Annotated in this window: 13 protein-coding genes; 2 read left to right on the forward strand and 11 right to left on the reverse strand. The window is 49.6% G+C overall.

Going from position 1 to position 13,481, the window contains the following annotated elements:
- Positions 1 to 292 precede the first annotated feature (292 nt).
- From DYE48_RS10965 to DYE48_RS10980, 4 genes are all read right to left on the reverse strand, one after another.
- Positions 293 to 880, reverse strand: a complete 588-nt coding sequence (locus DYE48_RS10965) for a YitT family protein (RefSeq protein WP_115823714.1) — start codon at positions 878 to 880, stop codon at positions 293 to 295.
- Between the two features lie 129 nt (positions 881 to 1,009).
- Positions 1,010 to 1,312, reverse strand: a complete 303-nt coding sequence (locus DYE48_RS10970; protein ID WP_089651501.1) for a YerC/YecD family TrpR-related protein — start codon at positions 1,310 to 1,312, stop codon at positions 1,010 to 1,012.
- A 13-nt stretch (positions 1,313 to 1,325) separates the two neighbouring features.
- On the reverse strand, positions 1,326 to 2,393 hold the full coding sequence (locus DYE48_RS10975; RefSeq protein ID WP_425269301.1) for a DUF3048 domain-containing protein: 1,068 nt from the start codon (positions 2,391 to 2,393) through the stop codon (positions 1,326 to 1,328).
- A 27-nt stretch (positions 2,394 to 2,420) separates the two neighbouring features.
- The gene (locus DYE48_RS10980; RefSeq protein ID WP_115823669.1) at positions 2,421 to 4,166 is read right to left on the reverse strand and encodes an adenine deaminase C-terminal domain-containing protein; all 1,746 of its coding nucleotides are present in this window, start codon (positions 4,164 to 4,166) and stop codon (positions 2,421 to 2,423) included.
- A gap of 73 nt (positions 4,167 to 4,239) precedes the next feature.
- Between DYE48_RS10980 and DYE48_RS10985 the strand changes: the two genes are divergently transcribed.
- Together DYE48_RS10985 and DYE48_RS21555 are read left to right on the forward strand one after the other, a co-directional pair.
- Positions 4,240 to 4,494, forward strand: coding sequence for a YgaP family membrane protein (locus DYE48_RS10985; RefSeq protein ID WP_115823670.1), 255 nt, complete (start codon positions 4,240 to 4,242; stop codon positions 4,492 to 4,494).
- A gap of 215 nt (positions 4,495 to 4,709) precedes the next feature.
- The gene (locus tag DYE48_RS21555) at positions 4,710 to 4,817 is read left to right on the forward strand and encodes an EYxxD motif small membrane protein (protein ID WP_341865616.1); all 108 of its coding nucleotides are present in this window, start codon (positions 4,710 to 4,712) and stop codon (positions 4,815 to 4,817) included.
- Here DYE48_RS21555 and purD read toward each other — a convergent pair.
- Genes purD through purQ form a run of 7 tightly spaced genes read right to left on the reverse strand, consistent with a single transcriptional unit; the run spans position 4,779 to position 13,480 of the window.
- Complete coding sequence (purD, locus tag DYE48_RS10990) at positions 4,779 to 6,059, reverse strand: phosphoribosylamine--glycine ligase (protein ID WP_115823671.1); 1,281 nt, start codon at positions 6,057 to 6,059, stop codon at positions 4,779 to 4,781. The two genes, DYE48_RS21555 and purD, sit on opposite strands and share 39 nt — an antisense overlap.
- Positions 6,060 to 6,077: 18 nt before the next feature.
- The gene (gene purH / locus DYE48_RS10995; RefSeq protein WP_115823672.1) at positions 6,078 to 7,610 is read right to left on the reverse strand and encodes a bifunctional phosphoribosylaminoimidazolecarboxamide formyltransferase/IMP cyclohydrolase; all 1,533 of its coding nucleotides are present in this window, start codon (positions 7,608 to 7,610) and stop codon (positions 6,078 to 6,080) included.
- Positions 7,607 to 8,185, reverse strand: coding sequence for a phosphoribosylglycinamide formyltransferase (purN, locus tag DYE48_RS11000; RefSeq protein WP_115823673.1), 579 nt, complete (start codon positions 8,183 to 8,185; stop codon positions 7,607 to 7,609). The genes purH and purN overlap by 4 nt, the downstream gene beginning before the upstream one ends.
- On the reverse strand, positions 8,182 to 9,186 hold the full coding sequence (gene purM, locus DYE48_RS11005; protein WP_115823674.1) for a phosphoribosylformylglycinamidine cyclo-ligase: 1,005 nt from the start codon (positions 9,184 to 9,186) through the stop codon (positions 8,182 to 8,184). Before purM ends, purN begins: the two co-directional genes overlap by 4 nt.
- A gap of 13 nt (positions 9,187 to 9,199) precedes the next feature.
- Positions 9,200 to 10,612: an amidophosphoribosyltransferase gene (gene purF, locus DYE48_RS11010; RefSeq protein ID WP_115823675.1), complete on the reverse strand. Its 1,413-nt coding sequence runs from the start codon at positions 10,610 to 10,612 to the stop codon at positions 9,200 to 9,202.
- Positions 10,588 to 12,813, reverse strand: a complete 2,226-nt coding sequence (purL, locus tag DYE48_RS11015) for a phosphoribosylformylglycinamidine synthase subunit PurL (RefSeq protein ID WP_115823676.1) — start codon at positions 12,811 to 12,813, stop codon at positions 10,588 to 10,590. The genes purF and purL overlap by 25 nt, the downstream gene beginning before the upstream one ends.
- Positions 12,797 to 13,480, reverse strand: coding sequence for a phosphoribosylformylglycinamidine synthase subunit PurQ (gene purQ, locus DYE48_RS11020; RefSeq protein WP_115823677.1), 684 nt, complete (start codon positions 13,478 to 13,480; stop codon positions 12,797 to 12,799). The genes purL and purQ overlap by 17 nt, the downstream gene beginning before the upstream one ends.
- Position 13,481: the final 1 nt, after the last annotated feature.

Genomic DNA, 13,481 nt, shown 5'->3' on the forward strand with positions numbered 1-13,481 from the left:
CGTCCTCCAAAACAACAGTTATCCATCTACCCATTATAGCAAATTTTCATCCCCGGGTTGAGGGGCACAACCAAACAATTCTATGACCTTTGTGAGAGGGGTTGCGGAAGGTTGTTTTGGTAATATATGTATGACCTGGTACACCATAAATTGTAAACACAAAAAGCTCGTCCTCTCTATTTAAAATGAGAGTCGAGCCTGTGTAGTGCTTATGGAAAATTATTGGAGACAAGGTCATACAATTATTACCAAACTAAATCATCAAAGACGATGTCATACATATATTACCAGGTCACGAAGGTTGCTCAGGTAGGAGGCGGGTGGATGTGAAGGTCATGGTTACGAGTCCGACGCTTAGGATGGTGATAGCGGAGAGCATGAGTGTCTCGAGCGAAAACAGATAGCCACTGGCACCGATGACAACGGCATCTATCGCGAGGATGACGAAGCCGACATTGACTTTGCACCAATCGGCGATCATTTGGGCGAGCAGGTCGGTGCCACCCGTACTTGTATGCACGCGGAGCATCAACCCGATTCCTCCGCCAACGAGCGCTCCTCCAATGATGGAACTGATCGCTGGATCGAGCGGCAAATGATGGGCGCGCAACCCTTGGAGAACGTCAATGGAAAAAGAAGAAATCAACAGCCCATGCAGACTGTTGTAGAAATACGTACGGTAATAGAACCAGGCGAGCGTAAAGATCGGAATGCTGAAGCAGATAATCGTCAGCCCGACCTCAAGCCCCCATATGTAATTGGCGATCATCCCGATTCCGATGATGCCACCATCTAAAACGTGGTCCGGAATCAGGAAAAAGTTGATGCCAAGTGAAAGTATCGTACTGCCGATAATGATCATGGCGCCTTTTTTCAACATCGTCTTCATCGGACAGCTCCCCTTCCATAGTACTAGCCTATGCCTGTCCGTTTTCTCTTAGAATCATGGAAGTGTTTCACCAGCGCCAACAAAAAAGACTGCCTAACAATAAAGGCAGCCTCTCATAAACTATTCGGTTTGTTTCGCTTGCACACGGTCAAGCGCTTGTGTATAAGCGTCATTGCCATAATTCAAGCAGCGTTTCACACGGGAGATCGTCGCCGTGGATGCACCTGTTTCGGTTTCAATTTTATGATAAGTGAAGCCTTCACGCAGCATGCGCGCTACTTCCAATCGCTGAGCGAGTGACTGCACTTCATTCATCGTTGCGAGATCATCAAAGAATTCATAGCATTCTTCTACACTTTGCAAAGATAAAACCGCTTCGAACAGTTGATCGAGCGTTTTTCCTCTCAATTTATCGATCTGCATGCCTTTTCCCTCCTTACTCCGATTCTACTGCAGCGTTTCCTGGAATGATGTTCACCCAAGTCTTCCCTGGTGTAAATGCCAGCGGGCTGCCGTCTTTATAGGGAAGCAATCGTCCATCGACGTTCTTCCACTCTACTTCTTTCATTTGTCCTTTTTGTAAAAGATACCCGTTCCCGCCTGAAGTGAGATCAATCGCACGACGACCGGCGTTATCAATAATCCGGTGGTCTGCTTCTATGATCCAGACATTTTCTACAGCCACCCGTTCTTCATTCAAACGGTCGATGGTCGGCTCTCCATCACTGGAACGTAAAAACTGCTCTTTCGCAGCATCATAAGTAAAACTTACATTCGTCCGACTGCCATAAGTAATCTGGACGTCATCCACGGGTGTTCCTTCAAACGAACCTTCTTCAGCAAACGGTAGTGCTTCAGGTTCTCCTGATTCATCATAGCCTTTGCTCGCAACCGCCTGCTCGACTCCCTCTGTCAAAAGATAAGAGTTATGAGGAGCTGCACGATCCGAGGACCGTTCGAATAACCAGCCGTTGTTATCATACATCGCTCCATCCAGGTAATCGACACCGCTGCCTGCTACTTGTTGATTGATCGACGTCGACGCACCGTGGTACGTATAAAGCGCATCAAAGCCATCAGCGATTTCGAAATAGTATGGACGTGCACTTCTTACCGGACCTATTGTATCAGGAATGTCACTATGGAACAAAGCAAGGAAACGTGTGATCTGCCCCTCTGCCAAAACTTCATAAACGATGTCGGCCTGACTCAAGCCTGATTGAGGTCTTGCTTTCGGATGGTTGTTCACCATGACGGACAAGGCACGGTGGTCTGCTTTTTCAGCCGTCGCTTCCCCCGTCAGTGGAAATGTTTCTGTGTGGGCTTGTTCGGTTTCTTCCTTTTCATCAACGGTCACGTTCTCTTCTGTCTCTATTTGTTCTTCGACCGCTGTTTCTTTCTCTTTCGTTTCTTCAGGTTGGGCAGCCCCTGCTTCCTCATTACAAGCTGCGAGAAAAAGGACGGCAAGCAAGCTGAAGAATGTAAGCTTTCTCAATGACAGCACTTCCTTATCTGTATTCCCTCTCTTATTTTAACGCATTATCGAAGGAAAGAGTACCTCTTTCTTTTTCACATCCATGATTCCAAGCGGTGTGATGCGAATGAATGGCAGATGCATGGATGACAAAAAGAGAAGCGTGTAAACGGGATCATTGAACGTAAAACCATGATCCAGCAGGCATTCTTTCAATTTCGCTTCTTCCTCCATGAGCTCTCTCATCGGCAGATCGGCCATCATGCCGCCAAGAGACAATGGCAGTTCAAAAAGGATTTCTCCTTCATTGACGAGCACAATTCCCCCACCGATTTCCTTCATGCGCTGAAAGGCCTTTTTCATATCTTTACGTGACTTTCCTGTCAATATGATATCCCCAGTATTGCTGTACGAGCTGACAAGGCCACCTAATGTCTGCGTAAAACCTTTCAGCAGTGTATTGACCATCCATTCGCCTTCACGGTCCATCAGCATGAGGTAGGATTCTTTATTTTCATCGCTCAATCGGTCGGTGGAAATGTCCGTATCGATGGCATAAGGTTTCATGATGACATCATTCACCATCTCAAGACCGATCGGCATGGAAAACTGCATATCTGCATCGGTCACTTCCCAATCGAGATCGAGCGGCTTCACGCCATTTTTTTCCCACTGGATTAGTGTTTCTTTTTTCAAAACCTCACCATCACGTTTCGTCCATTCACCTTTTGCAATGACGGAGTGAGGCATCGGGTCTTTCGGGTCTGATAAAAAGTTCAGGTGAGCGACGCGCCCGGCGTTCAAGCTTCCTACACGATTTTCAATTCCGAAATGACGGGCCGCCTGATACGTCGCCATCATGTACGCATCAATTTCCGGCACGCCGGCATCCAATGCAATTTGGATACATGGATTGATCAGTCCTTCACGATAAAATCCAGGCGTGGATCCATCGGTCGTGTACATCATATGGTCGAAGTGAGTATGCCCTTGTTCCACAAGCCCTTGTAAAATATCCGGAAGATCCGGGCGGATGGACGAGTAGCGTAACCCTGTCTGATAACCGATTTCCAATCGTTTCAGAACATCGTCAGCACTCATCGATTCATGCTCTGAATCCATTCCGAGCAGGCGCATTTTCACAAGCGTCTGTTCAGAAGCGCCCGGCAGGTGGGCTTCCAAAGGCTTCCTTGAACGTTTGGTTTCCTGCATAAAGTGTAAAATCTGCTCGTCCCCTTGATGAAGGACATCCGGCCAGGCGGTCAGTTCTCCGCCCTGGATGACAGCATCATGAGCGATCCAATCAGGGATCTGGGAATCGAATGCAAATCGGTCTTCATCACGAAGCACGGACTGCGGGTCGAAACGGGCCCACCAGTACATGGTTGCAGGCAAATCCATGAATTCTTCTAATAAAGAAAACGCTTTCTCTTTTTCCGTTAAAAAAAGCCACATCAAGTTATCGTTGACGAGCGTTGTCGTCCCTGTCTCTGCCGCATATTCTGCAAAGCTCTGGGGATTATATAACTGAAATGGGTGGGCATGCGGTTCAACATAGCCAGGCACAATATAACTGTCTGTGCCATCAATGATTTCCGTACCTTCTGTATTGGAAGGAAGCTCCTGGCCGGTATAAATGATGCGATCATTATACACCCAGATATGGCCATGCATCCATTTCTTCAAGTAAACATTCAAGTAAGTTGTATTTTTGATTAACTTCGTCGGCGCCGTTTTTCCATCAATGACGGCTGCATGTTCACGCAGCTGACGGTTCCGCCAACGAAAGCGTGTTTCGTTCATGGAGCGTACCTCCCTGAGATCATTATGTTCTATCGTAACACAGGAACTTCCATTCTGGTAAGGAGGAAGCACAATGAAACCGAATATCGGAATCATCAACAGTATGGTCCGCATCACCGCAGGTCTTAGTATGCTGACCTATTTGACGATCCGCGGTGCACGCAGAGAGTGCGATTCTTCCCACCCCCTTCTCATCATGTTGTCTGCATTGAAGGTTGCGGAAGGAATTGTACGTTTCTGCCCGTTGACAGCCGTTTATGAGGAAATGTCTACAGAAAAAGACGGCATTGAGCAAAGCTGGCAGCAAAATATTCCGCAGGACCAATAAACGCGGAGGTGTACGGCATGTTTCTGCCGATGATTTTCCTGTTCCGTCGATATATTAAACATTTGGCCGATAAAAATAAAGTTTAGCCGATATATCCAGATCTTAATCGATATAACCAAATATTCATTGAAATATCCGACAACCAGTTGATATGTCACCATCACCAACAAAAGAAGAGCGGGCTGCCCCGCTCTTTCTTCAAAAGGATGAAACGTATGGATTTTATGGAATACTTTACAGACGTCGGGTTCGTCATCGTCACCGTCATCGGTTCGATTGCCGCTTTATTCTACGTCGGAACGCGAAGCCGCCGAAGAGACTGATGAACGTCCAATATCTCTTCGATAGAAAAAGTCGCTCTGATCCTCAAATGGACGAAGCGATTGATACGTACGATCCAGCGCTTGCGCAAGGTCTTCTCCTTTGTTCCCAATCAAAAGGACGCGCCCGCCGCTGGATACATACTTCCCGCTTTCCCAAGCTGTCCCTGCATGGACGACAAAACCATCATCCGCTTCAAGCTCAGGTAACGGACGCCCTTTTTCATATGGACCAGGATAGCCCGCGGAAGCGACTACAACACCTGCACAAACTCCCTCTGACCACGTCAGTTCAGGATTTTTCCCATCCAGTACATCGTTCACCACTTGCACGAGATCATTTTCTAACAAAGGTAAAACGACCTGCGTTTCCGGATCACCGAATCGCGCATTGAATTCAATCACCTTCGGCCCCTCTGAAGTTTCGATCAAGCCTGCATATAAAATCCCTGTAAACGGGCGGCCTTCTTCCACCATCGCTGCCGCTACCGGCTTCACAATCTCCTCGACGGCAAAGGCGTACGAAGAATTATGCAATGCTTGCACAGGAGCGAAGGCGCCCATTCCGCCTGTATTCGGACCTTGATCTCCATCGAATGCGCGCTTATGGTCTTTCGCAGGAATCATCGGATAGACATTCGAACCATTCACAAACGCCATCAGCGAAAACTCTTCTCCTGCCAAAAACTCCTCCACAACGATTTCACGGCTCGCATCCCCGAACTGTCCATTTTCAAGCATGTCTTCCACTGCTGACAACGCCTCTTCCACGGTTTCAGCCACGACGACCCCTTTTCCTGCCGCCAGCCCGTCCGCCTTCACGACAATCGGCGCACCTTTTTCCTTAATGTAAGATTGAGCCGCTTCCACATTGGAAAAAGCTTCGTATCCAGCCGTCGGAATCTCGTATTTGTGCATCAGCTGTTTAGCAAAATGCTTGCTTCCTTCGATGAGAGCGGCCGCTTTGGTCGGACCGAACACCCGCAGAGCCGCTTCTTGGAAAGCATCCACCAATCCATCAAGCAAAGGGTTCTCAGGGCCTACCACGGTCAGGCCCACATTGTTCTCCCGGGCAAAAGCAACCAGCCGGTCAAAATCCTGCTCACTCGTATCGATGCATTCAGCAATTTTACTCATCCCTGCATTTCCAGGGGCAGCGAAAATACGCTCTACCTGATCACTTTCTGCGAACTTTTGTACAAGACTGTGTTCCCGGCCACCTCGACCAACGACCAATACGTTCATAAGACTCCACCCTTTCGATTAGTGTTTGAAGTGACGCATTTTTGTAAAGACCATCGCGATGCCATGTTTGTTACAGGCATCAATGGAATCTTGATCACGCTTGGAACCGCCAGGCTGGATGATCGCTGTCACACCCGCTTCCGCTGCGGCCTCCACAGTATCCGGCATCGGGAAAAAAGCGTCGGACGCCATGATGCTGCCTTCTGCTTTCTCACCTGCCTGCTCAAAAGCGATTTTCGCTGCACCGACACGGTTCATCTGTCCCGCACCGACACCGAGCGTGCGGTCCCCTTTCGCTACGACAATCGCGTTCGACTTCACGTGTTTGACGACTTTCCAACCAAGCTTCAAATCTTCAAGCTCTTGTTCAGACGGCTCACGTTCTGTTGCGACTTCAAGCTCGACATCATCAAGGGAACCTTCATCCGCATCCTGGACAAGCAGCCCGCCATTGACGGTGACCAGCTTATGAGCCGGACGGTCGGCTTTTTTCATATCCACTTTCAACAGGCGGAGATTCTTCTTCGTTGTCAGAATATCAAGCGCTTCTTGACTGAAGGACGGAGCGATGATGATCTCAAGGAAAATCTCTTTCAACTTCGCCGCCGTATCGGCATCGACTTCTCTGTTCAAGGCAACGATTCCACCGAAGATCGAAACAGGGTCGCCTTCGTACGCTTTTACATACGCGTCATGCAAGTTCTCGCCAACCCCGACACCGCATGGGTTCATGTGTTTGACCGCAACGGCTGCCGGCTGGTTGAACTCAAGCACTACTTCAAGAGCCGCGTTGGCATCTTGAATGTTGTTGTAGGAAAGCTCTTTTCCGTTCAGCTGTTCCGCTTTAGCAAGAGACGTGCCATCGAAGTTCGCTTTCTTATAAAAAGCCGCGTTCTGATGCGGGTTTTCTCCATAGCGTAAGGATTGAACCTTTTCATAAGTGACGGAATACGTCTCTGGAAATAGCTCTTCTGTCAAACCGGAAAAGTATTCGGCGATCATCGCATCGTAATTGGCGGTATGACGGAACACTTTGGCCGCAAGCTTACGCCTGACCTCATAAGTAAGCGCATCGTTTTCGAGACCTTCGATGACCTCATCGTAATCGACAGGATCAACGACGACCGCGACGTCTTCAAAGCTTTTCGCCGCAGAGCGCAGCATCGTCGGTCCACCAATATCGATGTTCTCAATCGCATCTGCTTCCGTAACGCCTTCTTTCGCGATTGTCTCTTTGAACGGGTACAAGTTCACAGCGACAAGATCGATCGTCTCGATGTTCAGTTCCTCGAGCTGCTTCATATGCTCTTCATTCGAGCGCTTTGCGAGTAATCCACCATGGACCGAAGGGTGAAGCGTCTTCACACGTCCGTCCATGATTTCCGGAAATTCAGTGACCTCGGAAATGGATTTGACCGGGACTCCTGCTTCTTCAATGTCTCGTTTCGTGCCACCTGTAGAAATAAGCTCGTAGTCAAGTTCGTGAAGTTTCTTTGCAAAATCTGTCAATCCTTGTTTATTGGATACGCTCAGTAGGGCACGTTTTTTCATAAAGATTCCTCCTTGATGAATAATGATTGAATCACTTGTGGGTAGAGGCGATGCTCGACCGCCTGGATTTTGTTTTTCACATCATCCGCTGTATCGTTTTCTTCAATATCGATGGCTTCCTGGGCGATGATCGGGCCTGTATCCATACCGTCATCGACATAATGGACCGTCACGCCGGTCACTTTCACTTTTTTCTCCAGCGCCTGACCGATGGCATCTTTCCCTGGGAACGCCGGCAGCAGGGAGGGGTGGATGTTGACGATGCGGCGCTCATAAGGCTTCAATAACGTCGGTCCGATAAGGCGCATATATCCAGCAAGCACGATGAATTCAATCCCTCGCTGCCGGCAGTCATCGAGCACCGCCTGCTCATAGGCGGCTTTGTCTGCAAAACTTTTCGCCCGGTAAACGACGGTATCGATTTCATGCTTCTGAGCCTTTTCGATGACAGGAGCCCCGATGCGGTCACAGACGAGCAGGGCGATGTTCGCTTCGATCTCTCCGGATTCCACTTTGCTGACGATTGCATCGAAATTCGAACCGGTGCCGGAGGCGAAGACAGCGATGTTGATCATATTCCCTGCACTCCTTCCTCGTTCGTCACTTTTCCGATGACGACCGCATCATCACAAGCTCCGAACGCGGCGTTTACATCAGAAGGATCAAGCACGACGACCATGCCGATGCCCATGTTGAACACACCGAACATCTCCTCATTGCTGATCGATCCTTTTTCCTGTAAAAAGCGGAACACTTCCGGCACCTGCCAACTGTCGGTGTCGATTTCACACCCAAGTCCTTCCGGCAGTGTGCGTGGAAGGTTTTCGTAAAAGCCTCCACCTGTAATGTGCGCGATGCCTTTGATGGTGGTGTTCTTCTTCAGCGATTGAATCTCAGGAACATAAATCCTCGTTGGCGTCAGCAGTACGTCTCCAAGTGTGCGGGTCCAGCCCGCAGGTACCGTCTCGAGGTCCAGGTCTGCGATGAGTTTCCTGACAAGAGAAAAGCCGTTCGAATGGACGCCGGAGGAAGGAAGGCCGACTAAGACGTCTCCTTCTTTGATCTCAGAACCTGTAATAATCTGCTCCTTATCCGCCATTCCGACGACAAAGCCGGCGAGGTCGTATTCATCCGCCTCATACATGCCTGGCATTTCTGCCGTTTCGCCACCGACTAGAGCAGCTCCGGACTGTTCGCAGCCATCCGAAATTCCTTTGACGATCTGCTCAATCCTGGCGGGATCATTTTTTCCACAGGCAATGTAATCCAAAAATAGAAGCGGATCTGCGCCTTGTGCAACAATATCGTTGACACACATTGCGACAACATCTACGCCGATTGTATCATGCTGATCCGTCTCGAACGCCAGCTTCAGCTTCGTTCCGACTCCGTCTGTGCCTGTCACAAGGACAGGTTGTTCATAGCTCATGCCGCTGAGGTCAAACAATCCAGCGAAAGAACCGAGTCCTCCCATCACTTCCGGACGCATCGTGCGGGCCACATGCTTTTTCATCCGCTCGACCGCTTCGTAACCAGCTTCGACATCAACGCCCGCCTGTTTATACGATTGACTCATCTCGCTTCCCCCCCTACGCTTTTTCATATGGATGCATCGTGTTCGGATAAATTTCTGTCGGGTAATTGCCGGTAAAACAGGCCATGCACCCGCCGTGTCTCAGCGACTCTTCTCCCTGATATATACTGTCATTCAACCCTTGAACGGATAGAAAAGCGAGACTGTCAGCGCCGATTTGCTCTTCGATTTCCTCGATGGAATTGTTCGCTGCGATCAATTCCCCGCTGTTTGAAGTATCAATGCCGTAATAGCACGGGTTTTTAATCGGTGGAGAAGCAATCCGCACATGGACTTCCTTCGCTCCCGCTTCCTTCAACATCTTCACAATTCGGCGGCTCGTTGTACCCCTTACGATCGAATCATCGACCATGACCACTCTTTTTCCTTCGACAATCCCTCGGACAGCGGAAAGCTTCATTTTCACACCTTGTTCACGTAGCTCCTGCGACGGCTGTATGAATGTCCGGCCGACATAGCGGTTTTTGATCAACCCGAGCTCATACGGAATCCCGGAAGCTTCTGCGTAACCGATGGCTGCCGAAATACTTGAGTCCGGAACACCTGTCACAACATCCGCATCAATCGGAGCTTCTTCCGCCAGCGATTTGCCCATCCGTTTACGGGAAGCGTGGACATTTTTTCCGTCGAGATTGCTGTCAGGTCTTGAAAAGTAGACATATTCCATCGAGCAGAGCGTGCGCTGAATCGGAGCGGAGAACCGTTTGGATTCCACTCCCTCATCTGATATGATCAAAAGCTCACCAGGATCGATTTCCCTATCATACTCGGCACCGACAACATCGAAGGCACATGTTTCTGAAGAGACGATCCATGATTCTCCCAGATGACCAAGGCTGAGTGGACGCAACCCGCGCGGGTCATTGGCGACAAACATGCGGTCCTCAGTCATGACGAGAAACGCATACGCGCCTTTGATCATCGACAGAGCCTCCATGATGGCCTGCTCGAGAGGCAGATGGCGGGCACGTTTAATTAAATGAGCCACAACTTCTGTATCCGAAGTCGTCTGCAAAATGCTTCCCTGCGCCTCCAGCTGGTTTTTCAACGCTTGGGCGTTCACAAGGTTTCCATTATGAGCAAGCGCAAGTCCTCCTGTTTGGGAACGGAAGAGGAGTGGCTGGATATTCTCATAGCCGCCGTCCCCTGCCGTTGCGTAGCGCACGTGACCGATCGAAGCATGTCCGCTCAAGTCATCGAGCTGATTTTCTGAGAAAACTTCATTGATGAGGCCGTGTCCTTTGGCAAGCTTCAACTGTTCTCCGTCCGTTGTGACAATTCCAGCTCCCTCTTGACCGCGGTGCTGGAGGGCATGTAAGCCGTAATAAGTCAGCTGGGCCGAATCCTGATGACCCCAGACGCCGAAAATGCCGCATTCTTCATTTAACCCTTTGATTTCACCAAGCATCCGATCGCTCCTTTCCACGCTTCTTTCAGCACTGATGTCTTTTCTTCCAGAACGACGCCTTCCTGCTTGATTCTGTACACCCCGTTTTCCGTCACGGTCCCGATCAGACGAGCATCTGTGACACTCTGTTCGAACGCGCCCTTTTGTTCCGGCGCTACGGTGACGATGAAGCGTGACTGTGATTCTGCGAACAGCGCGGTAACTGGCTCACCTTCGAGCGTCACCTCACAGCCGAACTCGTTTTCAAAAAGCTTTTCGGCAAGGGCAACAGATAGACCACCTTCTGATACGTCATGAGCAGAGACGACAAGTCCTGCGCGAATCGCTGTCAGAAGCTGTTTTTGACGGTTATACTCGATCTTTAAATCCAGCGACGGGGCTTTTCCAAAATGCTTCCCTTCAAGCATGCCCTGCAGTTCACTGCCCCCGAATTCTGCATTCGTTTCCCCAATGACATAGATGAGGTCGCCGGCATGTTGCGCATGGGAACGAGTGATATGCTTAACATCATCAATCAAACCGACCATACCGACGATCGGTGTCGGGTAAATCGCCTGACCTCCGAATGATTCGTTGTACAAGCTGACGTTCCCACCGATGACTGGCGTTTCAAGATTACGGCACGCCTCGCTCATGCCGTCGACGCTTTTTTCCATCTGCCAAAAAATTTCAGGATTTTCCGGTGATCCGAAATTAAGTCCGTCTGTGATTCCCAGCGGGCGACCACCAGAGCAGACGATATTCCTTGCTGCTTCAGCAACTGCGATTTTCCCACCGACTTCAGGGTCTACATAGAGATAACGAGAATTGCAGTCGGTCGTCATCGCAAGCGCTTTGTTGGTACCGCGTACGCGAAGCACAGCCGCATCAGATCCTGGTGTGACGACGGTATTCGTCTGGACCATGGAATCGTACTGATCGTACACCCATTCTTTGCTGGCGATTGTCGGCTGTTTCAATAGATTCACCAATGTTTCCCGGTAGTCTGTGATTTCTGGTACATAATCTTCCATACTTTGAAACTCTTCATAATACGCCGGAATACGGGACGGCTGATGGTAAACCGGTGCATCCTCAGCAAGAGAATCGACAGGAACATCAGCAACGGTTTCCCCGTGGTGCTCGAGGCGGAAGCGTTTCGAACCTGTCACTTCACCGACCGCTACCGCTTCAAGATTATATTTACGGAAAACTCTTGCAATCTCTTCCTCGCGTCCTTTTTCTACGACGAGCAGCATCCGTTCCTGAGATTCAGAAAGCATCATTTCATAAGCCGTCATATTTTCTTCCCGCTGCGGGATATGATCGAGATTCATCGTCATTCCTGTGCCTGCTTTACTCGCCATTTCACTTGCCGATGAAGTCAGTCCTGCCGCTCCCATATCTTGAATACCAACAAGAGCGTCGTGTTGAATGACATCAAGACAAGCTTCGATGAGCAGTTTTTCCATGAACGGATCCCCGACTTGTACGGATGGACGCTTTTCTTCGGACTCTTCCGACAATTCTTCCGATGCGAAAGTAGCGCCGTGGATGCCATCACGCCCGGTCTTGGCTCCGACGTACATGACCGTGTTACCGATACCGGCCGCAATTCCTTTTTGAATATCTTTATGATCGATCAACCCGACACACATCGCATTGACAAGCGGATTGCCATTGTACGCATCATCGAACTGGACTTCTCCGCCGACCGTTGGGACACCGACACAGTTACCGTAACCTGCAATACCGCGGACAACTTCTTCAAAAAGGTACTTCACACGTGGCTGCTGCAATGAACCGAACCTGAGCGAATTCAGAAGCGCGATCGGACGGGCTCCCATCGAGAAGACGTCGCGCAGGATTCCACCCACCCCTGTGGCTGCACCTTGGTATGGTTCAACAGCGGACGGGTGGTTGTGGCTTTCAATTTTGAAAACGACGGCCTGATCATCACCGATGTCGATGATCCCGGCGCCTTCCCCGGGACCTTGAAGCACGTGTGCACCTTCAGTAGGGAACTTTTTCAAAAGCGGTTTAGAGTTTTTGTAGCTGCAGTGTTCCGACCACATGACTGAAAACAAGCCGGTCTCTGTGTAGTTCGGACGACGACCGAGAATCGAGCAGATGGAAGCATACTCGTCATCCTTCAGCCCCATCTCTCTATAAACGTGCTGTTCTTCGATTTGTTCTGGACTGATCTCAAGCATTGATGGCATGGTGTTCCCTCCAGTGTGTCAAAATCGATTCAAATAGACGAAGACCGTCATCGTGACCAAGAAGCGCTTCGACCGCCCGCTCCGGGTGTGGCATCATACCGAGCACATTTCCTTTTTCATTGGTGATGCCGGCAATATTCCCGACAGACCCGTTCGGGTTCTGGTCATACGTAAAGACGATCTGCTTGTTGTTTTGGAGCTTCTGAAGTGTTTCTTCGTCACAAAAATAATTGCCGTCTCCATGTGCGATTGGAATTTGGATTTTTTCCTTTTTCTCGTATTGACGGGTGAACATCGTGTCGGCATTTTCGACGGTCAATGTTTCAAAATGGCACATGAATTTGAGCTTTTCATTCGGAAGCATCGCACCTGGTAAAAGTCCCATTTCGAGAAGGATCTGGAACCCGTTGCACACGCCAAGGACTGGTTTTCCGGCTTCTGCTGCTTCGCGGATTTGTGTGATGACATCAGAAGTAGAGGCAATAGCACCTGAGCGCAGGTAATCGCCATAAGAGAAACCGCCCGGCAGTAGAATCCCGTCATAGTTTGCTAGATTTGCTTCCTTATACCAGACTAAATCCGCTTCTGCTCCGAGTTGATCTTTAACAGCAAAGTACATATCACGGTCGCAATTCGATCCTGGAAAAACGATGACAGCGAATTTCACG

This window comes from Halobacillus trueperi (genome assembly GCF_003386945.1).
Classification (GTDB): domain Bacteria; phylum Bacillota; class Bacilli; order Bacillales; family Halobacillaceae; genus Halobacillus; species Halobacillus aidingensis.

Coding starts and splice junctions, on each gene's coding strand:
- purF (WP_115823675.1), bottom strand. CDS start 10,612: ATGCTTGGTGAAATCAAAGGGTTAAATGAAGAATGCGGCATTTTCGGC.
- purM (WP_115823674.1), bottom strand. CDS start 9,186: ATGAGTCAATCGTATAAACAGGCGGGCGTTGATGTCGAAGCTGGTTAC.
- DYE48_RS10970 (WP_089651501.1), bottom strand. CDS start 1,312: ATGCAGATCGATAAATTGAGAGGAAAAACGCTCGATCAACTGTTCGAA.
- purD (WP_115823671.1), bottom strand. CDS start 6,059: ATGAACGTATTGGTCGTTGGTCGAGGTGGCCGGGAACACAGTCTTGTA.
- purN (WP_115823673.1), bottom strand. CDS start 8,185: ATGATCAACATCGCTGTCTTCGCCTCCGGCACCGGTTCGAATTTCGAT.
- purL (WP_115823676.1), bottom strand. CDS start 12,813: ATGCCATCAATGCTTGAGATCAGTCCAGAACAAATCGAAGAACAGCAC.
- DYE48_RS21555 (WP_341865616.1), top strand. CDS start 4,710: ATGGATTTTATGGAATACTTTACAGACGTCGGGTTCGTCATCGTCACC.
- DYE48_RS10965 (WP_115823714.1), bottom strand. CDS start 880: ATGTTGAAAAAAGGCGCCATGATCATTATCGGCAGTACGATACTTTCA.
- purH (WP_115823672.1), bottom strand. CDS start 7,610: ATGAAAAAACGTGCCCTACTGAGCGTATCCAATAAACAAGGATTGACA.
- DYE48_RS10985 (WP_115823670.1), top strand. CDS start 4,240: ATGAAACCGAATATCGGAATCATCAACAGTATGGTCCGCATCACCGCA.
- DYE48_RS10980 (WP_115823669.1), bottom strand. CDS start 4,166: ATGAACGAAACACGCTTTCGTTGGCGGAACCGTCAGCTGCGTGAACAT.